Source organism: Ideonella dechloratans (assembly GCF_021049305.1).
GTDB classification, from domain to species: Bacteria; Pseudomonadota; Gammaproteobacteria; order Burkholderiales; family Burkholderiaceae_C; genus Ideonella; species Ideonella dechloratans.
This window is the reverse complement of sequence record NZ_CP088081.1, coordinates 1,341,932-1,363,630: the sequence shown is the minus strand read 5'-3', so window position 1 is coordinate 1,363,630 and position 21,699 is coordinate 1,341,932. Positions and strand designations below refer to the sequence as shown.

General features: G+C 69.9%; 23 protein-coding genes. 8 read left to right on the top strand and 15 right to left on the bottom strand.

The window, feature by feature from the left end; translation table 11 throughout:
* The first annotated feature begins 9 nt into the window (after positions 1-9).
* From LRM40_RS06425 to LRM40_RS06415, 3 genes are read left to right on the top strand one after another with little or no spacing between them, the layout of a single operon-like run.
* Complete coding sequence (locus tag LRM40_RS06425) at positions 10-2,028, top strand: acetyl/propionyl/methylcrotonyl-CoA carboxylase subunit alpha (protein ID WP_151125451.1); 2,019 nt, start codon at positions 10-12, stop codon at positions 2,026-2,028.
* Between the two features lie 5 nt (positions 2,029-2,033).
* Positions 2,034-2,951, top strand: coding sequence for a hydroxymethylglutaryl-CoA lyase (locus LRM40_RS06420; protein WP_151125452.1), 918 nt, complete (start codon positions 2,034-2,036; stop codon positions 2,949-2,951).
* A gap of 15 nt (positions 2,952-2,966) precedes the next feature.
* Complete coding sequence (locus LRM40_RS06415) at positions 2,967-3,533, top strand: GNAT family N-acetyltransferase (RefSeq protein ID WP_151125453.1); 567 nt, start codon at positions 2,967-2,969, stop codon at positions 3,531-3,533.
* Positions 3,534-3,553: 20 nt separating this feature from the next.
* Here the strand turns inward: LRM40_RS06415 and LRM40_RS06410 are convergent, their stop codons facing one another.
* The 7 genes from LRM40_RS06410 to LRM40_RS06380 all read right to left on the bottom strand — a co-directional run bounded on the left by LRM40_RS06410 (position 3,554) and on the right by LRM40_RS06380 (position 9,013).
* Entirely contained in the window at positions 3,554-4,123 is a 570-nt protein-coding gene (locus LRM40_RS06410) for a hypothetical protein (RefSeq protein ID WP_151125454.1), read from the bottom strand.
* Between the two features lie 11 nt (positions 4,124-4,134).
* Complete coding sequence (locus LRM40_RS06405; protein WP_151125455.1) at positions 4,135-4,470, bottom strand: hypothetical protein; 336 nt, start codon at positions 4,468-4,470, stop codon at positions 4,135-4,137.
* The gene (locus LRM40_RS06400) at positions 4,454-5,005 is read right to left on the bottom strand and encodes an AAA family ATPase (RefSeq protein ID WP_211373045.1); all 552 of its coding nucleotides are present in this window, start codon (positions 5,003-5,005) and stop codon (positions 4,454-4,456) included. The genes LRM40_RS06405 and LRM40_RS06400 overlap by 17 nt, the downstream gene beginning before the upstream one ends.
* Before the next feature lie 11 nt (positions 5,006-5,016).
* Positions 5,017-5,682 carry a class I SAM-dependent methyltransferase gene (locus LRM40_RS06395; RefSeq protein ID WP_231067755.1) on the bottom strand — a complete coding sequence of 222 codons (666 nt, stop codon included), beginning with the start codon at positions 5,680-5,682 and terminating at the stop codon, positions 5,017-5,019.
* 155 nt (positions 5,683-5,837) lie between these two features.
* A complete protein-coding gene (locus LRM40_RS06390; protein WP_151125456.1) occupies positions 5,838-7,355 on the bottom strand; it encodes an extracellular catalytic domain type 2 short-chain-length polyhydroxyalkanoate depolymerase in 1,518 nt (505 codons plus the stop codon).
* Between the two features lie 158 nt (positions 7,356-7,513).
* Complete coding sequence (gene asd / locus LRM40_RS06385) at positions 7,514-8,365, bottom strand: archaetidylserine decarboxylase (RefSeq protein ID WP_151125457.1); 852 nt, start codon at positions 8,363-8,365, stop codon at positions 7,514-7,516.
* A 90-nt stretch (positions 8,366-8,455) separates the two neighbouring features.
* Positions 8,456-9,013 carry a DUF1415 domain-containing protein gene (locus LRM40_RS06380; RefSeq protein ID WP_151125458.1) on the bottom strand — a complete coding sequence of 186 codons (558 nt, stop codon included), beginning with the start codon at positions 9,011-9,013 and terminating at the stop codon, positions 8,456-8,458.
* A 166-nt stretch (positions 9,014-9,179) separates the two neighbouring features.
* Between LRM40_RS06380 and LRM40_RS06375 the strand changes: the two genes are divergently transcribed.
* Positions 9,180-9,956, top strand: coding sequence for a ParA family protein (locus LRM40_RS06375; RefSeq protein WP_151125459.1), 777 nt, complete (start codon positions 9,180-9,182; stop codon positions 9,954-9,956).
* An 18-nt stretch (positions 9,957-9,974) separates the two neighbouring features.
* Here LRM40_RS06375 and LRM40_RS06370 read toward each other — a convergent pair whose 3' ends face one another.
* From LRM40_RS06370 to LRM40_RS06360, 3 genes are all read right to left on the bottom strand, one after another.
* A complete protein-coding gene (locus tag LRM40_RS06370) occupies positions 9,975-10,829 on the bottom strand; it encodes an undecaprenyl-diphosphate phosphatase (protein ID WP_151125465.1) in 855 nt (284 codons plus the stop codon).
* A gap of 75 nt (positions 10,830-10,904) precedes the next feature.
* Positions 10,905-11,291, bottom strand: coding sequence for a VOC family protein (locus LRM40_RS06365; RefSeq protein ID WP_151125460.1), 387 nt, complete (start codon positions 11,289-11,291; stop codon positions 10,905-10,907).
* A 25-nt stretch (positions 11,292-11,316) separates the two neighbouring features.
* Positions 11,317-11,883: a M48 metallopeptidase family protein gene (locus LRM40_RS06360; protein WP_231067754.1), complete on the bottom strand. Its 567-nt coding sequence runs from the start codon at positions 11,881-11,883 to the stop codon at positions 11,317-11,319.
* 111 nt (positions 11,884-11,994) lie between these two features.
* Here LRM40_RS06360 and LRM40_RS06355 point away from each other — a divergent pair, with 111 nt between their 5' ends.
* Both LRM40_RS06355 and LRM40_RS06350 read left to right on the top strand, forming a co-directional pair.
* Positions 11,995-12,408: a GlcG/HbpS family heme-binding protein gene (locus LRM40_RS06355; protein WP_151125461.1), complete on the top strand. Its 414-nt coding sequence runs from the start codon at positions 11,995-11,997 to the stop codon at positions 12,406-12,408.
* A gap of 86 nt (positions 12,409-12,494) precedes the next feature.
* Positions 12,495-13,385 (top strand): HDOD domain-containing protein, encoded by an 891-nt coding sequence (locus LRM40_RS06350; RefSeq protein ID WP_151125462.1) that lies wholly within the window; start codon positions 12,495-12,497, stop codon positions 13,383-13,385.
* 28 nt (positions 13,386-13,413) lie between these two features.
* On the opposite strand, the gene minE is transcribed toward LRM40_RS06350, so the two are convergent.
* The 5 genes from minE to LRM40_RS06325 form a co-directional block, all read right to left on the bottom strand.
* On the bottom strand, positions 13,414-13,674 hold the full coding sequence (minE, locus tag LRM40_RS06345) for a cell division topological specificity factor MinE (RefSeq protein WP_026096932.1): 261 nt from the start codon (positions 13,672-13,674) through the stop codon (positions 13,414-13,416).
* Positions 13,675-13,679: 5 nt separating this feature from the next.
* Positions 13,680-14,495: a septum site-determining protein MinD gene (minD, locus tag LRM40_RS06340; RefSeq protein WP_022981979.1), complete on the bottom strand. Its 816-nt coding sequence runs from the start codon at positions 14,493-14,495 to the stop codon at positions 13,680-13,682.
* 46 nt (positions 14,496-14,541) lie between these two features.
* Entirely contained in the window at positions 14,542-15,399 is an 858-nt protein-coding gene (minC, locus tag LRM40_RS06335) for a septum site-determining protein MinC (protein ID WP_231067753.1), read from the bottom strand.
* The gene (locus LRM40_RS06330) at positions 15,308-16,450 is read right to left on the bottom strand and encodes a tRNA dihydrouridine synthase (RefSeq protein WP_151125881.1); all 1,143 of its coding nucleotides are present in this window, start codon (positions 16,448-16,450) and stop codon (positions 15,308-15,310) included. Before LRM40_RS06330 ends, minC begins: the two co-directional genes overlap by 92 nt.
* A 71-nt stretch (positions 16,451-16,521) precedes the next feature.
* Positions 16,522-16,758 (bottom strand): hypothetical protein, encoded by a 237-nt coding sequence (locus tag LRM40_RS06325; RefSeq protein ID WP_151125882.1) that lies wholly within the window; start codon positions 16,756-16,758, stop codon positions 16,522-16,524.
* A 316-nt stretch (positions 16,759-17,074) separates the two neighbouring features.
* On the opposite strand from LRM40_RS06325, the gene LRM40_RS06320 reads away from it, so the two are divergent.
* On the top strand, positions 17,075-19,108 hold the full coding sequence (locus LRM40_RS06320; protein WP_151125883.1) for a S9 family peptidase: 2,034 nt from the start codon (positions 17,075-17,077) through the stop codon (positions 19,106-19,108).
* Between the two features lie 88 nt (positions 19,109-19,196).
* The gene (locus LRM40_RS06315) at positions 19,197-21,692 is read left to right on the top strand and encodes an alkaline phosphatase D family protein (RefSeq protein ID WP_151125884.1); all 2,496 of its coding nucleotides are present in this window, start codon (positions 19,197-19,199) and stop codon (positions 21,690-21,692) included.
* Positions 21,693-21,699: the final 7 nt, after the last annotated feature.

The following is a 21,699-nucleotide window of genomic DNA, read 5'->3' as shown; positions in this document are numbered from 1 at the left end:
CGAGGCACCATGTTCAAGAAAATTCTCATTGCGAACCGAGGCGAAATCGCCTGCCGCGTGGCCCAGACCGCGCGCCGCCTGGGCGTGCGCACCGTGGCCGTCTATTCCGAGGCCGACGCCCAGGCCGCCCATGTGGGCGCCTGCGACGAGGCGGTGCCCATCGGCGGTCACGCTGCCAAGGACAGTTACCTGCAGTGGCAGCGCATCCTCGACGCGGCCAAGGCCACCGGCGCCCAGGCCGTGCACCCGGGCTACGGCTTTCTGAGCGAGAACGAGGACTTCGCCCGTGCCTGCGCCGCCGCCGGCCTGGTCTTCATCGGCCCGCCGCCGGAGGCCATTGCCGCCATGGGCAGCAAGGCCGCCGCCAAGGCCCTGATGGCCGAGGCCGGCGTGCCGCTGGTGCCCGGCTACCACGGTGACAACAACGACCCGCAGTTCCTGCTGGGCCAGGCCGAGGCCATCGGCTTTCCGGTGCTGATCAAGGCCAGCGCCGGCGGCGGTGGCCGCGGCATGCGCCGGGTGGATCGCGCCGAGGACTTCGTCGCCGCCCTGGTCTCCTGCCAGCGCGAGGCCGCCGCCAGCTTCGGCAACGACCATGTGCTGGTGGAGCGCTACGTCACCCGCCCGCGCCACATCGAGATCCAGGTCTTCGCCGACACCCAGGGCCAGTGCGTCTACCTGTTCGAGCGCGACTGCTCGGTGCAGCGCCGCCACCAGAAGGTGCTGGAAGAGGCCCCCGCCCCCGGCCTGTCGGCCGAGCGCCGCGCCGAGATGGGCGCCGCCGCCGTGGCCGCCGCCCAGGCCGTGGGCTATGTGGGCGCGGGCACGGTGGAGTTCATCGCCGAGGAGCGTGACGACGGCGACATCCGCTTCTACTTCATGGAGATGAACACCCGCCTGCAGGTGGAACATCCGGTGACCGAGGCCATCACCGGCCTGGACCTGGTGGAGTGGCAGCTGCGCGTGGCCGCCGGTCAGCCGCTGCCGCGCCGGCAGGACGAGCTGCGCATCCACGGCCACGCCATCGAGGCCCGCATCTGCGCCGAGAACCCGGACGCCGGCTTCCTGCCCGCCACCGGCACGCTGCAGGTGCTGCGCTGGCCCGCCCACGTGGCCTTCCAGCGCGGGGGCGATGCGCTGACGCCCGCCCCGGTGCGGGTGGATGCCGGCGTGCGCGAAGGCGACGCCATCAGCCCGCACTACGACTCGATGGTGGCCAAGCTCATCGTCTGGGGCGAAGACCGCGCCCAGGCCCTGGCCCGGCTGGACGCCGCGCTGCGCGACACCCGCATCGTCGGCCTGGCCACCAACGTGGCCTTCCTGCGCCGCGTGGTGGGCAGCCGCGCCTTCGCCACCGCCGACCTGGACACCGCGCTGATCGAGCGCGAGCGCCCCGCCCTGTTCGGCCACGCCGGCCTGCCGCTGGAGGTGGCCGCCGCGGGCGTGGTGGCCCACCAGCTGCGCCACGAGCAGACGCTGGAAGGCAGCGACCCCTGGAGCCGGCGCGACGGCTGGCGCCTGCACGGTGGCGCGCGCCGCCGCATCGACTTGGCCCTGGGCGGCGAGCACCACGGCTTCACGCTGGCGCGCCTGCACGACGGCGCGCTGCGCCTGAGCCTGGGCGAGCAGCACTGGCCCCTGGGCTGGCGCGCCTTGGGTGAGGACCGCTACGAAGTGCTGCTGGCCGGCCAGCGCCATGTGCTGGCCGTGCACGCCGCGGGCGAAACGCTGGCGGTGTTCGGCGAGCACGGCAGCCTGGAACTGAGCGAGTACGACCCCATCGCCCACGCCGCCGACCAGGCCGGCGGCGGCGGCTCGCTGACCGCGCCCATGCCCGGCAAGGTGGTCGCCCTGCTGGTGCAGGCCGGTGCCACCGTGACGGCCGGCCAGCCGCTGGCGGTGATGGAGGCGATGAAGATGGAACACACCCTGCACGCCCCGCGCGACGGCGTGGTGGGCGAGTTGCTCTATGCCGTGGGCGACCAGGTGAGCGAAGGCGCCGCGCTGCTCACACTGGCCGGAGAATGAGCGCCATGAGCACCGCCAACCTCCCCGCCCGCGTCACCCTGGTCGAGGTGGGCCCGCGCGACGGCCTGCAGAACGAGAAGCAGACCGTCCCGGCCGCCACCAAGATCGAGCTGGTCCACCGCCTGCAGGCCGCCGGCCTGCGCGAGATCGAGGTCACCAGCTTCGTCAGCCCCAAGTGGGTGCCGCAGATGGCCGACAACGCCGAGGTGATGGCCGGCCTTCAGCGTAAGGCGGGCGTGCGCTACGCGGTGCTGACGCCCAACCTGAAGGGCTGGGAAGCGGCCACCGCCACGCAGCCGGACGAGATCGTCGTCTTCGGCGCCGCCAGCGAGGCCTTCAGCCAGAAGAACATCAACTGCTCCATCGCCGAATCCATCGAGCGCTTCGCACCGGTGGTGGCGGCCGCCCGCGCCGCGGGCGTCAAGGTGCGCGGCGCCATCTCCTGCGCGGTGGGCTGCCCCTACGAGGGCGCCATTGCCCCCGAGCGGGTCGAACTGGTGGCCCGGCTGATGGCGGAGATCGGCGTGCAGCACGTGGGCGTGGCCGACACCATCGGCGTGGGCACCCCGCGCCAGGTGCAGCGCGCGCTGGAAGCCGCGCTGCGCCACTACCCGCTGGCGGAGGTGAGCGGGCATTTCCACGACACCTACGGCATGGCCCTGGCCAATGTCTACGCCAGCCTGGAGCTGGGCATCCACACCTTCGACGCCAGCGTCTCCGGCCTGGGCGGCTGCCCCTACGCCAAGGGCGCCACCGGCAACGTGGCCACCGAGGACGTGGTCTACCTGCTGCACGGCCTGGGCATCGACACCGGCATCGACCTGGACGCCCTGATCGACGCCGGCGCCTTCATCCGCGACGCGCTGGGCCAGGCCAACGGCTCGCGCACGGCGCGGGCGCTGCTGGCCAAGCGGGGCGCCTGAGGGGCGCCGGTCACCATGACAGTCCTGTTCACCGAACGACTCCGCCTGGAACCTCTCAGCGAACGTCATCTCGACGGACTTCACGCAATGAACTCGCGCCCGGAGGTGATGCGCTACATCTCGGGTGAGCCCGAGACGCGCGAACAGACGGCAGAGATGATCGCCCGGGTGCAGCGCTGCTGGGCCGCCTGGGGAACGAGCTGGTGGGCGCTGATCGAGCTGCAAAGTGGCCGCCTTGCCGGTGCGGGCGCAGTCCAGCACCTGCGCCGAGAGGCGGCACCGCCCACCGACCTGGAGACCCTTCGGTCCAATCCTCTGGAGCTGGGCTGGCGCCTGCATCCGGACTTCTGGCGCCGTGGCCTGGCCAGCGAGGCGGCAGAACGCATGACGGCGTTTGCATTCAACGACTTGTCAGCCGCGGAACTCCTGGCCGTTCGTCACCCGGACAACGTCGCCTCGGGACGGGTCATGGACCGCCTCGGCATGCAGTTTCGTGGGCTCGAACCTTGGTATGGCATGAGCTTGGCGACGCATTCGCTCACCAAGGCGGCGTGGCAACGCGCCGGGGCCGCGGAGCACTGAAGCAACGCCTTTCGGCAATCTCACTGATCCGGGGAACCAGACAGCTTGAGCGCCTTCACAAAGGCCAGCTTGTCGTCGTCGCCAGCCCCTGCCACGCGCGAGCGATTCGGCTCGATGGCCACCGTCAGCGTCACACGGCGGCCCTGCAGGCTGCCTCTCAGTGTGGCAACGTCGTCCTTGTCCGCGACAAACCAATCCGCCCCGCAGTGTCCATCGCAATACGCCTGGACCCGCTGGCCACCGTCGGTCAGCACCACGATGCGCCAATCGTCCACCCCACCGCCGCTCAGCAGCACGCCCGTCACCTGTCCTGATTTCTGAGGCGACGTGGCACAAAAGGCCGGTCGCTGTGCTGGCGCTCCCAGCAAGCCGCAGGACCGGTCGATCTCATCGACGATCAAGTCGCAAGGGTTGCTGGCATGGCATGGCGGATGCGTCGCGGGGGACACCGCCAAGCATTGCTTGACCAACTGCGCGGCCATGGACGAACCCATCTGGCTGGCACAAGACCTGGCCTCCGCCAAGGCCAGTTGCGGCCCCCAAACCAACGCCAGCAGACCGACGGCGAACCATCTCACAGGCTCGTTCACCCACGGACTTCTCATGGCTCGGTCGGCAGGGATGGCTGCTGGCCCTCCTGGACCGATGCCGCGACATGCGGCTGCACGGCCAGTACCTTTCGCTGCTCGCCCAGCATCTGAGACTGCGCGGCCAGCGTCTCCCGCTGCGCATGCAGAAGCTGGCTCTGCGCCGCCAGCTTGCCCTTGAGGTCGCTCAGCATCTCTTGTTGCGCGGCCAACGCAGCGCTCTGCTCGCTCGGGTCTTCTGACGGGAATGACGGCGTGACAGCCATGGCCTCACGCACAGGGCCGAGGCCCACGACAGTCACCACAAGGCCGACGGCAACGGCTCGGGACTTTTCAAAGAGATGCGTCACGGCGGGAATCCTTTTGAGTGCATGGCTCGATGATTTTCAGACAGTCCAGCACCCTGCGCATCCGCTCCTCAACCGAGAGATCCCCCTCCATGACCAGCACCGGACAGGATCGGGCGGCCAGCCACTCTTGCTGGCGGGACAGCGAACGGCCCTCCAGAGTGCCGGTGTCGTACTGAGCAGCCCAGGCAAGGAAGTCGGCATCAACGGCCCCGAAGCGCTGCATCTCCCGCGCGCGCAGCCGTTGGAGGCGGAGGTCCGCACCCAGGCGAAGAAGCACGATCAGGTCGAAGGCGTCTTCCAGCTCCTGACCCCAGCCATCGACCGAACCCGCCAGCACGACATCGCCAGCCTCGGCCATGTCCGACAGCAGCAGCGCCAGCCGCTCCTGCGGCGCCCGCCGGGCCTCGAAGGGCGGCTCGGGCCGCAGCCAGAAGTAGTCGTCACCATCCAGACAGCGCCAGCCCAACTGGCGTGCCAGGGCGATGGCCAGCGTGGAAGACCCCGCCCCCGACGCGCCGGTGATGTGGATGCGCATGCGCCGCCCCGTCAGGCGATCACGCCATTGAACTCGTATTCCAGCCACCAGAAGTTGTCCAGTGACTGGAAGGTGCACGCGGAGGCAACGGGACGAATCAGGGCGCGCAACTCGGCCTCGGTGGGAAAGTTCTTCAGCACCCGGTGGACGGAGCCATCCCGCAGAGGACGGTGCTGGTAGGTGTTGCCCTCGGCATCCGTTTCCTCGATCGGAAAGTCCTGCAACTGCACCGTGCTGTTGTCGATGAACAGCACCCGGGCACCGGGGCTCAGGCGCCGATGCAGGCTGCGCAGAAAGGCGTGGCGCGCCTGAACCGGCACATGGGACAACCACAGGCCCGCGAACGCCGCGTTGAACTGGCCCAGTTCCTCGGGCAGCTCATAGGCGTCAGCCAGGCCGAAGGCGACGGCTTCGGTTCCCGGCCTCAGGCGTGCAAATTCAAGCGGCTCCTCGGTGCCGTCGGTGGCCACCATCCGACGGGCGAGGGGCGCGATGTGCTGCGTCCAGTAGCCTGTGCCACAGGCCACTTCCAGCACGTCCCGCCCCTGCAGGCGCTCTGGCAGGTGGCGGCGCAGAAAGGCGATGTCGTCCTGGCGCTCTGGCTTGAGGTACACGGCGTCGTAATACGGTGCGCGCGCCGCGTAGTAGGCGTGCATCTCGGCAGAAGTGTGCGTCATGTCGGCTGATTCTGTCCGAGAAGTCTCGTGGCATGGGATCGCGGTGCCTCTCGAAGCACGGGCGGTCGGGCCGGGCCGTGACTGCGACCCGAAGAAGGTGCGCTTCTCCTGCTCGAAATGCAGCCATTCATCGCCCCCCTCCAGGGGGACGGGCCTCAGGGACAACTGCCGATGACGTAGTAGTTCGCCCCCGTCTGCTTCAGCGTGGTGGTGACGAAGACGTTCCACAGGCCCATGTTCTGGTTGGAGCCGTTGGCATAGGCGTAGCCGCCGCTTTGGTGGGCCCGGCCGGCCGTGGTGTGGGCGTAGTTGCTGGCAGTGAAGCAGGCGGCAGCGGCCCCGGTGGTGGTGGCGCTGACCGCGGCCGAGAGCGCACCCTGCGCGCCGCCGCTGTCCAGGGCGGCCACGGTCCAGCTGTAGGTGGTGGCGGGCGACAGGCCGCTGTCCACATAGCTGGTGCCGGTGATGGCCGTGCTGTCCACCTGCACGCCGTTGCGGAACACGTGGTAGCCCGCCGCGCCACTGACTGCGTTCCAGCCAAGGGTCATGGTGGTGTCGGAGGCCCCAGAAGCCACCAGCCCAGCGGGCGCAGGCAGCGCGCCTCCGCCGCCACCACCGCCCGAGCCGGAAGCCACCTGATCCACCATGGCCTTGATGGCCTGCATCTGCGTGCCGGCGCGCTGGGCGAAGTTGCCGCCGTACCAGCCCACCCAGTCCCAGCAGCCGTTGGGGTTGGCCAGCGAGCCGCTGGCAGCGGTGCTGCGGGCGGTGTTGTCCACCTTGGTCTGAGGGAAGAGCACGACGATGCTGTTGGTGTCGGCCCAGCGGGTGTAGCCGGTGTTCTTCAGGAACTTGTCGCCGATGGTGGCGGCGTTCTGCTGGCAGCCATGCAGGGCCACATGCAGGCGGCACACCGCCCCGCTGGCGCAGTTGGCCGGCACATAGAGCCAGCCGGTGGCGGCCATGCCGGGGTTGCCCGCAGTGAAAGGCGTCTGGTCGAACTCGATGTAATTGGCCGTGGCCGGTGCATCGTTGCGGGCCTTGAGCGTGCCGTAGAACTGGCTGAGCACCGCCTTGGCGCCGTCATAGCTGCAGTTGGCGATGTAGGGCGAGGCGCTGGTGCCGCAGCTGTTGTTGCCGGTGGCGGCAAAGTCGGTCGGAAACACATGCGCCGTGCCGCTGCGCTGCACATAACTCAGGTTGGCGGCCAGCACGCCGTTGTTGGTGTACTGCGTCTGCACCGCGTTCATGGGCTTGGGGCCTACCGTGGTGTCGCTGGTGCCCACGAACATGAACACCTTCTGCCCGGCCACGTTGGCCAGGGGGTCGATGGCGGTGCCACTCCAGTTGTTCAGGTCCGCCTGCAGGGTGCTGAGCATGCTGCTGGAGATGCTGGCGTTGTACATGCAGGCGGTGTAGTTGCTGTGGCCCGCGCACATGTAGGACCCGCCGGCAAACACCCCCACCCCCTTGAAGGTGCCCGAATAGGCATAGCCCAGCTGATTGGCCATGAAGCCCCCCGAGGACAGGCCCGAGACGGTGATCTGGCTCGTGTCGATGTTCAGCTGCGGCAGGGCCACGGCGGCCGTGGCGGTGGTGGATGCAGATGCAAGGGTCAGCGCGGCCAACAGCACCGCCACGCCCCGCGCCCGAAGGTGGGCAAAGGTTGTCATGGCTTGTCTTCCCGAGTGGATGAAACCGCACTCACCAGGCGACAGGCCCTGTTGTTCTGAATTGCTGAGGCACGCCGCCTGGGAAGCGGCGGGCCATCGTAGAGGTCAGGCTGGCCCTCTGGGGCGGGGCATTACCCTGAGGGCAGGCGCGCGGGGTTTCAACCCCGGCGGGCCATCGCCTCACCCAGGCGGATGGCCCCGCCCGGCGCCCAGCCGGGGTTGAACTGCAGCGGCCCCTCGGGAAACAGCATCACCACCGTGGAGCCCAGCAGGAAGCGGCCCATCTCCTCGCCCTGGCGCAGCCGCACGGGCGCGGCGCTGTCGTCGTAACGCCATTCGCGCACCTGGCCCGGCCGCGGCGGGTTGACCACGCCGTGCCAGACGGTGGCCATGCTGCCGACGATGGTGGCGCCCACCAGCACCAGCACGAAGGGGCCGTGCGCCCCTTCGAACACGCAGACCACCCGCTCGTTGCGGGCGAACAGCCCCGGCACGCCGCGGGCCGTGGTGGGGTTGACCGAGAACAGCTCGCCCGGCACATGGATCATGCGGGTGAGCCGGCCATCGCAAGGCATGTGGATGCGGTGGTAGTCGCGCGGGCTCAGGTACAGGCAGGCGAAGTGCCCGTGGTCGAAGCGCGCGGCCAGCGCCGCGTCCCCCCCCACCAGGGCGGTGCTGCTGTAGTGGTGGCCCTTGGCCTGCAGCAGCTGGTCGCGCTGCAGCGGGCCGAACTGGCTGATGGCGCCATCCACCGGGCAGATCAGGTCGGCCTGCGCCAGCGGGCGGGCCCCGGGCTTCAGGGCGCGGGTGAAGAAGTCGTTGAAGCTGGCGTAAGCGGCCGGGTCGGGCTGCACCGCCTCGTCCATGTTCACGCCATAGCGGCGGATGAAACGCCGGATGATGCCGGTGGTGATGACGCCCCAGCGGCCGCCGGCCACCCAGCCGGCAAAGGACGTGAGGGCCCGCTTGGGCAGCAGGTACTGGGGCAGGACGGCGAGGCGATCGGACACGTTGGCGGCGGCAGGCTGAAGTGAGCGCCCGGGCACGCACGCCGGGGCAGGATGGCGGGCGATTGTAAGGACGCCGCCCTGCCGATCGGCTCAGTCCTTCTTGGCCGGGAAGAGCTGCCGCCAACCGTCCAGCCCCAGACGCTCCAGCGTCTCGATGTTGCGCTCGTAGATGGCCTCGGCCTCCGGGAAGGCCTCCACCGCACGGTCGATGCTGGACTCGCGGATCAGGTGCAGCGTCGGATAGGGCGAACGGTTGGTGAAGTTCGAGACGTCGTCGATGTCGGTGCCGGCAAACTGGAACTGCGGGTGGAAGCTGGCAATCTGCAGCGTGCCGTCCAGCTCCAGCGCCTCCAGCGCCGCATCGGCCTCGTCCAGGAAGTCGTTGAAATCCAGGAAGTCCTGCAGCACCAAGGGGTGCACCAGCAGCGTGGTGTCGGTCACCTCCGGGTCCACCTCGGCCAGGTGGCGCAGCTCGGTCACCAGTTGCTCGTGCAGGGCCTCGGGGGTGGTGGCCTCGCTCACCACGGTGCGCACCTGGCCCTTGACCCGCACGCTCTTGGCAAAGGGGCACAGGTTCAGGCCGATGACGGCCTTGTCCAGCCAGTCCAGGGTGTCGTCCAGCACCTGCTGGCGGAAAGTGTCTTCCATGGGGGGGCTCCGAAGGTTCTGGCGCACATTGTCCCCCGCCCTGTCTTGCCATCATTTGCGCTCACCGGGGGTGAACGGGAGCCGGACAGCCCTTGTTGCGGTGCACAATCGAGCCTGCGCCAGGGCAGCCGACCCGACACGTGGCGCCCCCACAGGAGACAGTCACATGCGATACGTGGTGTTCAATCAAAAAGGCGGTGTGGGCAAATCCACCATCGCCAGCAACCTGGCCGCCATCAGCGCCAGTCAGGGCCTGCGCACCCTGCTGGTGGACCTGGACCCCCAGGGCAATTCCACCCGCTACCTGCTGGGCGAGGCGGCCGACGAGGCCCCGGCCGGCGTGGCCGACTTCTTCGAGCAGCAGCTCAAGTTCAGCGTGCGCACGCCCACGCTGGACGAGTTCATCACCCCGACGCCCTTCGAGGGCCTGGACCTGATGGCCTCCAGCCCGGCGCTGGACGACATGCACGGCAAGCTGGAGTCGCGCTACAAGATCTACAAGCTGCGTGACGCCCTGGCCGAGCTGCAGGAGGCCGGCTACGACGAGATCTGGATCGACACGCCGCCGGCGCTGAACTTCTACACCCGCTCGGCGCTGATCGCGGCCGAGGGTTGCCTGATCCCCTTCGACTGCGACGATTTCTCGCGCCGGGCGCTCTACACCCTGCTGGAGAACGTGCAGGAGATCCAGTCCGACCACAACGAGGCGCTGAAGGTCAGCGGCATCGTGGTCAATCAGTTCCAGCCCCGGGCCAGCCTGCCCCAGCGCATCGTGCAGGAGCTGGTGGACGAGGGCCTGCCGGTGCTGCAGCCCTACCTGGGCAGCAGCGTGAAGGTGAAGGAGTCCCACGAGCGCAACCTGCCGCTGATCCACCTGGACGCGCGACACAAGCTCACGCAGGACTTCCTGGCCCTGCATGCGGCCATCGGCGCGCAGGGCTGAAGCCCGACCGAACGGGGCTCAGCCCACCCAGAGCACCACCAACGAGGCCAGCAGGCAGTAGGCACCGAACAGGTGCCAGCGCCCGGCCTCGAGCCAGCTGGACAGCCAGCGCAGTGCCAGCAGGCCCACACCGAAGCTCAGCACCATGCCCAGCAGGCCCGGGCCCAGCAGGTGCAGCACGGCCGCACCGTTCAGCGCCGGAGCCCCGCCGGCCGCGGCATGGTGGCTGAACAGGCGGTAGACCTCCTCCACGACCACCGCAGGCGTGAGCACCACGGCCAGGGCGAAGCTGAATTCCTCGGCGCGCTGGCGGCGCATGCCCTGCACCAGGGCGGTGGAGATGGTGGCCCCCGAGCGGGAGAAGCCGCGGAAGGGCAGGCACAGGCCCTGCACCGCGCCGATCCACAGCGAGTCCCGTGCCGACAGCCCGTCACGCCGGCCCGGCGGAATGCGCGACGACGCGATGATGAGCACGCCGGCGGCGGCCAGCGCGCCAGCCATCAGCTTGGCGTTGCCGAAAAGCTGCTCGATCTCGAAGTGGTCCGCGTTGGCCGCGAACACATGCTTGATGAGCGACTGCAGTGCCAGCCCCACCACCCCGGTGGCCAGGGTGGCCAGCAGCACGTTGACGAGGCCATCGCGGCGGCGCTGGGCGGTGGCGAAGTAGGCGGCATGCCATTGGCGCCAGAAATAGAGAACGACCGCCAGCATGGTGCCGGTGTGCAGCATGACCAGCAGCAGCGTCATCTCCGGCGCGGTGGGGTCCAGGCCCAGCAGCTTCTCGGTCACGATGACGTGGGCCGAACTGGACACGGGCAGCAACTCGGCCGCCCCCTGGACGGCGGCCAGCAGGGCGATCTTCAGAAACGACAGGACATCCATGCCGGAGATTGTCCCGGCGCCCCGGGGGGCCGACCTGTCGGCAAGCTGAACGGTGCCGAAGGCGGCTCAGGCGTAGAACTCGCGCAGCTGGAAGACATTGCCCTCCGGGTCGCAGGCATTGCGCACCCGGAAGCGCGGGCCGGCCCATTCGTCGTCGAAGACGATGCCGCCCAGCGCGGTGGCCCGCTCCCGGGCCTCGGCCAGGCTCTCGACCGTGAAGAAGAGCTTGAGCGCGGTGTCCTCGCGCGGCTGCGGCGGCGTGCTGATCTGCACCCGCTCGGCATAGGTCGGCGGCAACGCATGCAAGACCATCTGGAAGTCCGCCGATTCGATGACCATCAGCTCGGCCGTGGCGTGCAGGGTGCGCATGCCCAGCACCGCCTCGTAGAAGACGGCCAGGCGGTTCATGTCCTTGGCATAGATCAGCGCGCCAGCGCGGGCGGGTCCGGGCATCGGGTCTCCTTGGAATCCTCGTGAATCAGGCGGGTGACGGGCTGGGATCGGCGGGCTGGCGTCGCGCCCATTCCTGGGCCAGCAACCACAGCCGGGTGTCGAATTCCAGCTGATGGTAGTCGGGCGCCATGTGGCTGCACAGGGCGTAGAAGGCCTTGTCGTGCTCGCGTTCCTTGAGGTGGGCCAGCTCGTGCACGACGATCATGCGCAGGAAATCGGCCGGCGCCTCGCGGAACAGGCTGGCCACACGGATCTCGCGCTTGGCCTTGAGCTTGCCGCCTTGCACCCGCGCGATGGTGGTGTGGGTGCCCAGCGCCTGGGTCAGCACCTTGAGCTTGGGGTCATAGACCACCAGCGACACCGGGCCGCTCTGCCGCATGTGGCGCTGCTTGAGGTCCATCGCATAGTCGTACAGGGCGGCGTCGGTGCGGACGGTGTGCGACTCAGGGTGGCGGCGGGCCAGGGCCTCGCCCAGGCGGCCGGCTTCCAGCACCGGCAGCACCTGGCCCAGCAGTTCGGGCGGGTAGCCGCCCAGAAAGCGCGCCATCAGCTGCGCCGCCGCAGGGCTGTGCGTGGACGGTGAAACAGACATGACCGGATTGTCGGTGCTGGCTTGGGCCGGCGCGGCGATACTTCCGGATCTTTCGAAGGACGGCCGGACCGCCCGGCTGGCCGCCCGTTCAACCCTGCCACGGAAACCACGATGTACACCAAGCCCTGCCTGAGCCACGCCGATGTCGCCACCATCCTGTCCGCCGCCCGCGCCGAAGCCGAGCGCAACCAGTGGGCGGTGAGCATTGCCGTGGTGGACGACGGCGGCCACCTGCTGGGCATGTACCGCCTGGACGGTGCCGCGCCGCTGTCCTCGCACATCGCCCCGGCCAAGGCGCGCACGGCCGCGCTGGGCCGCCGCGAGAGCATCGTCTATGAGGAAATGATCAACAAGGGCCGCGTGTCCTTCCTGAGCGCGCCGGAGATCGAAGGCATGCTCGAAGGTGGCGTGCCGGTGCTGATCGACGGCCAGGTGGCCGGTGCCGTGGGCGTGAGCGGCGTGAAGTCCAGCGAAGACGCCCAGATCGCCAAGGCCGGCATCGCCGCGCTGGGCCTGGGCGCCTGAGACCCCGGGTTGTCGATCATGTCAGGGAAGCCTTCAGTGCCTCCCGAAGCTGCCGATAAGGTGATGACGCCGCACCGAACGCAGACATGACCGACGACACCCTCGCGCCCGCGCGCTCGCGCGCCCAGCAGGTCCGCCACGAGCTGGACCAGGCCCATCGCAGCGGCCCGCTGAAGACCATCGTCATCCCGCCCTGCCCGGAGCTGCTGACGCGCATGCGCTCGGCCCTGGCCCAGGCCGAGCCGGACCTGACCGAGGTGGCCCGCATCGCCGCCAGCGACGTGGCCATGTCGGCCGCGCTGATCAAGCTGGCCAACAGCCCGGCGTTTTCGCCGGGGCAGCCGGTGCACACGGTGGGCCAGGCCATGACCCGCCTGGGCCTGCAGAAGACCGCCCAGGAGATGACGGCCTACCTGGTGCGCACCACGCTGAAGGTCAACAGCCCGCAGCTGCAGCGCTTCTGGGAACGCTCCACCAAGCGGGCGGTGGCCATGGGCCACATCGCCCATCACCTGCCGGGCCTGTCGGTGGACCTGGCCCACACCTACGGCCTGTTCGCCCATGTGGGCATGCCGGTGATGATGCAGAGCCTGCGCGGCTATGCGGGCACCATGGTGGAGGCGGCGGCGCGGATCGACCGCTCCTACATCGCCACCGAGAACGCCAACCACCGCACCGACCACGCGGTGGTGGGGGCCCTGGTGGCCCGGGTGTGGCAGCTGGCGCCGGAGGTGATGGTGGCCATCCGCCGCCACCACGACCTGGACATGCTGGGCGACGCCGACACCGAACCCGAGGCCCACACCCTGGTGGCCGCCGGCCTGGTGGCCGAGCACCTGATGCGCCGCCACGAGGGCCTGCCGCCGGATGCCGACTGGGCCGGGCACGAAACCGGGGCCCTGGACTGGCTGCACCTCACGCCGGGCGACCTGGCCCAGTGGGAAGAAGAGCTGCTGCCGCTGCTGGACGCCTGCTGAGGCGCAGGCGCCGGCGGCCGACATCGCCTCAGCGGTTGTCCGGCAGCTCGATCTTCACCTCGAGCACTTCCAGGTTGTCCTGGCGCTCGAGCTGGACCTTCAGATCGTCCGGGTTGATCTTCACGTACTTCGAGATCACGGCCACCAGTTCGCGCTGCAACGCGGGCAGGTAGTCGGGCGTGGCGGCGCTGCGGCCGCTTCGCTCGTGGGCCAGAATGATCTGCAGCCGCTCCTTGGCGACGGTGGCGGTGGTCTTCTTCTCGCCAAGCAGGAAGGAGAGGAAGGACATGGGCATCACCTCGCGCCGAAGATGCGCTTGAAGAAGCCGGGCTTGACGGCGTCGGTGAAGCGCATGGGTTTGTCCTCGCCCAGGAAGCGGGCGACCACGTCCTGGTAGGCCTCGGACACGTCGGTGCCCTTCAGGTGCACCGCGGGCAGGCCCTGGTTGGAGGCCTCCAGCACGCTTTCCGACTCGGGGATCACGCCGATCAGTTCGATGCGCAGGATCTCCTGGATGTCTTCGAGCGACAGCATCTGGCCGCCCACCACCCGGTTGGGGTTGTAGCGGGTGATCAGCAGATGCTCCTTGATCGGCTCGGCGCCGGAGATGGCGCGCTGGGTCTTGGAGGCCAGGATGCCCAGGATGCGGTCGGAGTCGCGCACCGAGGAGACCTCGGGGTTGGTCACCACCAGGGCCTCGTCGGCGAAGTGCATGGCCATCAGCGCACCGGTCTCGATGCCCGCGGGCGAATCGCAGACGATGTAGTCGAAGCCCATCTCCTTGAGCTCGTTGAGCACGCGCTCCACGCCCTCCTGGGTCAGCGCGTCCTTGTCACGCGTCTGCGAGGCGGCCAGCACGAACAGGTTGTCGCACTGCTTGTCCTTGATCAGCGCCTGCTTGAGGCTGGCCTCGTTGTGGATCACGTTGATCAGGTCATAGACCACGCGGCGCTCGCAACCCATGATCAGGTCCAGGTTGCGCAGGCCGACGTCGAAGTCGATCACGGCCGTCTTGAAGCCGCGCAGGGCCAGGCCGGAGGCGAAGCTGGCCGATGTGGTGGTCTTGCCCACACCTCCCTTGCCAGAGGTCACCACGACGATCTTGGTCATCGGTACAGGTCCTTTCGAATCTCTCGGAAAACTTTTGCGAAAAGGGTCAGAACTTCAGGGGCTCGAACAGCAGCTTGTCCCCGTCCAGGCGGACCTGGGCGGGCTTGCCGGCCACCTCGGGCGGCAGGCCCGCCTCGGTGGTACGCCAGGTGCCGGCGATGGAGACCAGCTGCGGCTCCATGCAGGCGGCGAAGATGCGGGCCTGGGTGTCGCCCTGTGCGCCGGCAATCGCCCGGCCGCGCAGCGGCGCGTACACGTGGATGCTGCCGTCGGCGATCACCTCGGCACCGAAGCTCACCACGGCCAGCACGATCAGGTCGGCCCCGCGGGCATAGACCTGCTGGCCCGAGCGCAGCGGCTTGTCGATGATGACGGTGGCCGGCGCGCAGGCCGGCGCCGGGGTGGGCTCGGCCGACTCGGGCGCGGAGACGGCGGCTTCGGCGGCGGGTGACGGCGTGCGGTCCTCGGCCGGCTCGGCCAGCGGCAGCTCGGCCTGGGCCGGGGCGGCCTCCTCGGGCACCGCGGCCGGCGCCTCGGCGGCCACAGCGGCCGCGGCCTCGGGGCGGGGCTGGCTCACATCGGGGGCCTCGGCCAGGCCGGCGCTCAGCGCCGCGGCCATCTGCTCGGGGTTGCCGCCGCGGGCCGCCATCGGGTTGAAGCCATGGCGGCGCAGCAGCGCCACCAGGCCCTCGAAGTCGGGCAGTTCGGCCTCGTCGCGCAGCAGGCTGAGGTCCACGCACAGCGGCTCGTGCTCGAACAGGCCCGGCGTGGCGCCGTAGCGGGCCGCCAGGGCCTCGGCCAGGGACGCCAGGTCAGGCGTCTTGAGTTGCAGCGCCAGGACGGTCAGCGCAGCGCTCTTGAGTTCGAACACCGAGGTCGCCGGGACCTTGGAAGACAGGGACATGGCGCGGGGAATGCGTTGGGACGAAAGCTCCGCCGGACGGGAGCGACCCCGCAGTGTACCGGCCCCCCGCCGTGCGCCCCTCGCCGCCCGGGCCGGCGCCTTCCGGGCCCAGCAGCGCCAGCGCGATGCGGCGGCCGTCGGTCTCCCCGCGCCAGGCCTGGTAGGCGGCCTCGGCTTCGGGGTGGCAGCGGCGCAGCAGGTTGAGCCATTGCTTGAGCCGGCCGGCCTGGTGGCGCGGGACGATGTGCAGCCGCACCCGATCCCAGAAGACCGCCAGCAGGGGCTGCAGGGCGGCCCAGTCCAGCCCGACCAGTGCCTCCCCCTCACCCGCCACGGCCGCCCGCACGGCCAGAGCCAGTCCCGGGTCGCAGACCATGCCGCGGCCCAGCATCAGGTCGGTGCAGCCGCTCTCGGCCTGGCAGCGGCGGGCATCGTCCACCGTCCAGATCTCGCCGTTGGCCACCACGGGCACCGCCACGGCCTCGCGGATGGCCCCGATGCGGTCCCAGTAGGCCGGCGGCCGGTAGCCCTGCAGCTTGGTGCGGCCGTGCACCACCAGTTCCATGGCCCCGCCCTCGACCAGGGCCTGGGCGCATTCGACGGCACGGGCGTCGTCCTGGGTGCCCAGCCGCATCTTGGCCGAGACGACGGTGCCCGCCGGCACGGTGCGGCAGACCTCGCGCAGGATGCGGTGCATCAGCTCGGGCTCGTCCAGCAGCGCGGCGCCGCCGCCATGGCGGTTGACCACCTTGGCCGGGCAGCCGAAGTTCAGGTCCACCCCGTGGGGGCTGAGGCCGGCCAGGCGGGCGGCGTTGTCGGCCAGGCAGGCCGGGTCGGAGCCCAGCAGCTGCCCGCGCACCGGCACGCCCGCCGGGGTGCAGCCGCCCTCGGCCAGCTCCGGCATCACGCGGAAGAACACCCGCTCGGGCAGCAGGGTGTCGGTGACGCGGATGAACTCGCTGACGCAGCGGCTGATGCCGCCCGCGCGGGTCAGCACGTCACGCAAGGTGGCGTCGAGCAGCCCCTCCATCGGGGCCAGCAGCAGCTTCATCGTCGGTCGGGCGGGCAAGTCCAAACCCGAGACGATACCCGCAGCCGGCCGGGCCGGCTCAATGGGCGGACTCAGTGGGCCAGCGACAGCACCTGCGGGAAGGCGTATTCGCGGCCGATCACGGCGCGGGCGTAGAGGTAGCTCTCGCGGGCCCGCTCGGTCATGCCGTCCAGGTCCACATGGCCCTGCGCGTCGCAGGGGAAGGCCATGCCGCGGCCGGCATGAAAAAGCGACTCGAACCGGAGCAGGTACTGCGTCTGCGCGAGGTCGGAGGCCGTCGCGCCGCAGGCGGTGTGCAGACTGACCATGGTGTTGTCTCCCGGCACCCGGGAGCGGATGCCATGGAAGAGACTCTAGGCAGCCGGCCGCGCGGGCAACATCGGCGCAGGACGATGCCGGCTGTCGGCGCACGCACGCGGCAGGCTGTCGGACAAATGCCGACAGGGTCGATCCCCATGCAGACCGGCCTGGCTGCGGCCGATGCCCCGGGGTTGAACGCAGGCACCTGACCGGACGGGACAGGCCCGCGGGGCGGCGGGACCAGGACGTTACATTCCAGATTCTGCGCGGTCCATTGCCCACCGGCGATGCCACCCTCCCCCGTTCCTGTCACGCGTTCACCCCATGCGCCACACGACGTCCGCCCTGTGCCTGATCACCGCGCTGCTGGCCAGCGCCTGCAGTTCGCTGCCCTCCGCCGACCAGGGGGTGCTGGCACCCAATCCCAACCTGGTGGCGCAGGGCATCCCGCCGGTGCCGATGCGCCTGGTCAAGGCCGTGGAGCAGTACACCGAATTCAGCGGCGACAGCTTCGTGGACTGGCACCCCCACCGGCGTGAAATGCTGATCAGCCACCGCGCCCCGGGGGCCAGCACACCCCAGCTCTACCGCCTGAGCGGCCCGATGGCCGAGCCCGAAGCCCTGACCGACTTTGCCGATCCGGTGCGGGTGGGCCGCTACGACCCGCGCGACGGCCGCTACATCGTCTTCCAGCGGGCGGCCGGCGGCAACGAGGCCGACCAGCTCTACCGCCTGGACCTGGACACCCGCGTGGTGACCGCCCTGGTGGAGCCCGGTCAGCGCTATGCGATGAACATCTGGCTGCACGGCGACGCCGCACCCGGGGCCGACGCACCACCGGCACGCCTGCTCTACACCGCCGTGCCGCTGGACCGCACCGCCCAGGGCGGCAGCCGGGCCAGCGTGGACACCACCCTGTGGCTGGTCGACCCGCTGCACCCGGAAGGCCGCCGCGCCGTGGCCACCCTGCCAGGCTCCGGCTGGGAGGCCTCGGTCGTTTCGCCGGATGACCGGCAGGTGGCCCTGCTGCACTACCTGTCGGCCAACCGCACCGAGGTCTGGCTGCTGGACCTGGCCAGCGGCGAGAAGCGCCAGCTGCTGCCCCGGAACGGCGAGACGGCGGCCGCCACCTGGTTCCCGCAGGCCTTCCAGCCCGATGGCCAGGGCCTGCTGCTCACCAGCGATGCCCGCGGCGAGTTCCGCCAGCTGCTGCGGCTGGACATCAAGAGCGGCCAGCTCAGCCCGGCCCGGCTCGACATCCCCTGGGACCTGGATCTGGCCAGCAGCACCGACGAAGGCGACCTGCTGGCCGTGCTGGCCAATGAGGACGGCCGCGAGGTGCTGCACCTGGTGGACAGCCGCACCCTCAGCGAACTGCCGCAGCCCGCCCTGCCCGAAGGCACGGTGGGCCAGGCCAGCTTCCACCCGGCCAGCCGCGAGCTGGCCTTCTCGCTCAACAGCAGCGCCGGCCCCAGCCAGCTCTACAGCCTGAACCCGGCCAGCGGCCAGGTGCAGCAGTGGACCGAGGCCCGCGCCCCTGCCGGCGTGGACACGCGCCAGTTCGCCCGCCAGCAGGTGGTGCGCTGGAAGAGCTTCGACGGGCTGAGCATCTCGGGCCTGATCTCGCGCGCCGACCCGCAGCGCTTTCCGGGCCGCCGCCCGGTGCTGATCGCCATCCACGGCGGCCCCGAGGGTCAGGCCAAGGTGGGCTTCCTGGGCCGGGGCAACTACTACGTGCAGGAACTGGGCGTCACCATCCTCCAGCCCAATGTGCGCGGCTCCAGCGGCTTCGGCAAGACCTTCCTGGCGGCCGACAACGGCATGAAGCGCGAGGACTCGGTGAAGGACATCGGCGCCCTGCTCGACTGGATCGCCACCCAGCCCGACCTGGACCCGAGCCGCGTGCTGGTGACCGGTGGCAGCTACGGCGGCTACATGAGCCTGGCGGTGGCCGAGCACTACGCCGACCGCATCGCCGGCAACATCGACATCGTCGGCATCTCGCACTTCGTCACCTTCCTGAGCAACACCGAGAGCTACCGGCGCGACCTGCGCCGGGTGGAATACGGCGACGAGCGCGACCCCGCGATGCGCGCCTTCCTGGAGCGCATCTCGCCGCTGAGCAACGCCGAGAAGATCCAGAAGCCGATGTTCGTGGTGCAGGGCAAGAACGACCCCCGCGTGCCCTGGACCGAGGCCGAGCAGATCGTCGCCAAGGCGCGCGCCAACGGCGTGCCGGTGTGGTACCTGCGCGCCGAGAACGAGGGCCACGGCTTCCAGCGCAAGGAGAACGCCGACTTCCAGTTCTACGCCACGGTGCTGTTCATGCAGCAGACGCTGCTCAAGCCGCAAAACTGAGCACCTCCGTCACGCGACGGTCACCGTCGCCGGCAAACATGGCCCGCTGCCCGCCGCCGCGGGCCTTTGTTTTTCCGGAGCATGACCCATGGATCGCCGTCGCTTTCTGAAGCTGAGCAGCTTCTTCTCCGTCTCCCCCCTGTCCGCAGGCCTTTCTGCCGGGCTGAGCGCCTGCAGCGGGGACGACCCCGCCACCCCCGAAGCCAGCGGCGCCAACTGGAAGTTCCCGCAGAGCGTGGCCTCGGCAGACCCGCGGCCCGACAGCATCGTGCTGTGGACCCGCGTCTCGCCCAGCGGCGTGGATGACACCGCCTCCCTGCAGGGCGGCACCGATGTCACGATCCGCCTGGTGGTGACGGCCGCGGACAACAGCGCCCTGCTGGGCAGCGACACCGCCCTGAGCGGCACGGCCCTGGCCAACCTCAGCGTGCCGGCCTATGCCGACTATGACGGCACCATCCGCCACAAGCTGACCGGCCTGTCCCCGGCCACCACCTACTACTACCAGTTCACCGCCGGCACCGTGCGCTCCAAGGTGGGCCGCTTCAAGACCGCCCCGGCCAGCAGCGCGGCGCTGGACCAGCTGCGGTTTGCCTTCATCACCTGCCAGGACTGGAGCATCAACCACTGGGCCGGCTACGAGCACCTGGTGGCCCACGAGAGCGACCTCGACTTCTTCCTGCACCTGGGCGACTACATCTACGAGACGGTGGGCGCCGACTTCCAGACCGGCCTGGTGGAAAGCCGCCACGGTGCGCTGAGCCTGCCCGAGGGCGCCAGCAAGGCCGACGGCAGCAGCGGCAAGTACGCCAATGCGCTGGACGACTACCGCTACCTCTACAAGCGCTACCGCAGCGACAGCCGCATCCAGGCCCTGCACGAGCGCTTCGCGATGATCGCCATCTGGGACGACCACGAGTTCAGCGACGACTGCTGGCAGGACGCCGAAACCTACGACCTGGGCAGCTACGACGCCACCACCGGGGCGGCCGACAACACCCACCAGACCAGCCGCCGCCTGCATGCCAACCGGGCCTGGTTCGAGTTCATGCCGGCCGATGTGAGCTACGACGCCAACAGCAGCAGCATCGACGCGATCCAGATCTACCGCAAGTTCCAGTTCGGCAGCCTGGCCCAGCTGGCCATGACCGACGAGCGCCTCTACCGCGCCGACCACACCATCCCCGAAGCCGCCGTGGGATCGAGCATCGGCTCGCGCTACATGGTGCCGGCCGCCACCATCGCCGCGGCCACCAGCGCCAAGATCGCCGCTGCAACGGCTGCAGGCGCGGCCGACCCGCTGGCCCCGGTGTCCATGCTGGGCAGCACCCAGCGCGCCTGGTGGGAGGATGCGATGAAAAGCGCGACCACCACCTGGAAGCTCTGGGGCAACGAAGTTTCGCTGCTGCGCATGGGCCTGAACGGCACCGATGCCATCGCCACCCTGGTGGCCCTGAACGCCATCGGCACCCTGGCCACACAGATCGGCACGGCGGCCAGCAGCGCCGGCAGCGTGACGGTGGCGGCCGCCCTGGTCGCGGCCATGACGGCCGGCGCCAGCCAGACCACGGCCACCAATGCGGCCGTGGCCATCGCCACCGCCGATGCGACGAGCGCCGACCTGGCCGCCGCCGCCGTGGGCGCGGGCCTGAGCAGCACCCAGGCCGGCATCGCCGTGGCCGCCTACAGTGCCGCCAAGGCCGCGGCTGCCGCGGGCAGCACGGCCCAGGCCGGTGCCGCCGCGCAGGTCATCGCCTTCGGCCTGATCAAGACCGACATCCAGGCCAACGGCGCCAGCTCCAGCTTCATCACCGCGGCCGATCCGAACGGCACCCTCACCGCCTACTTCCAGAAGTTCCTGCTCAACTGCGACCAGTGGGACGGCTACAACGCCGAGCGCCAGGCCCTGATGGGCTTTCTGCGCGACCACGCCGTCCAGAACGTGGTGGCGCTGACCGGCGACATCCACGCCTTCTTCGCCGGCACGGTGCGCGACGATTACGACGCCGCGACGGGCCAGGACGTGATGGTGGACCTGGTGACCGCCGGCATGAGCTCGGATTCCTTTTTCTCCTACCTCAGCAGCGCGGTGGGCGACCTCTCGGCCGAACTGGCCACCCTGGTGGTCTACACCCTCTCCATCCCGACGGCAGCCGGCACCCTGAGCGTGCCCTTCAACCTGCTGGATTACACCCTGGGCAAGGCCACCCCCACGCTGGACAGCCTGGCCGAGCAGGCCCGCGTGCGGGTGCGCGGCGCGCTGGCCCAGGCCGGCGTGGCCGAGGCCGCGCTGGACGGCACGACCGACACGGTGCTGGCCGGCCTGAAGGCCGACAGCGGCTTCAACACCACGCTGCTGGGACTGGCCCAGCAGCTGGCCGGGCTGAACTCCAACCCCTGGCTGAAGCACGTCAACACCGACGCCCAGGGCTATTCGGTGGTGACGCTGACGGCCCAGCAACTGAGCTGCGAGTTCCGTCAGGTCAACCGGCTGGTGGGCAGCAACGCCCCGGCCACCTCGGTCATCGCCCGCAGCACCACCGCGGTGGTGACGGCCGGCACCGCGGCCGTCACGGTGAGCTGAGCAAGGC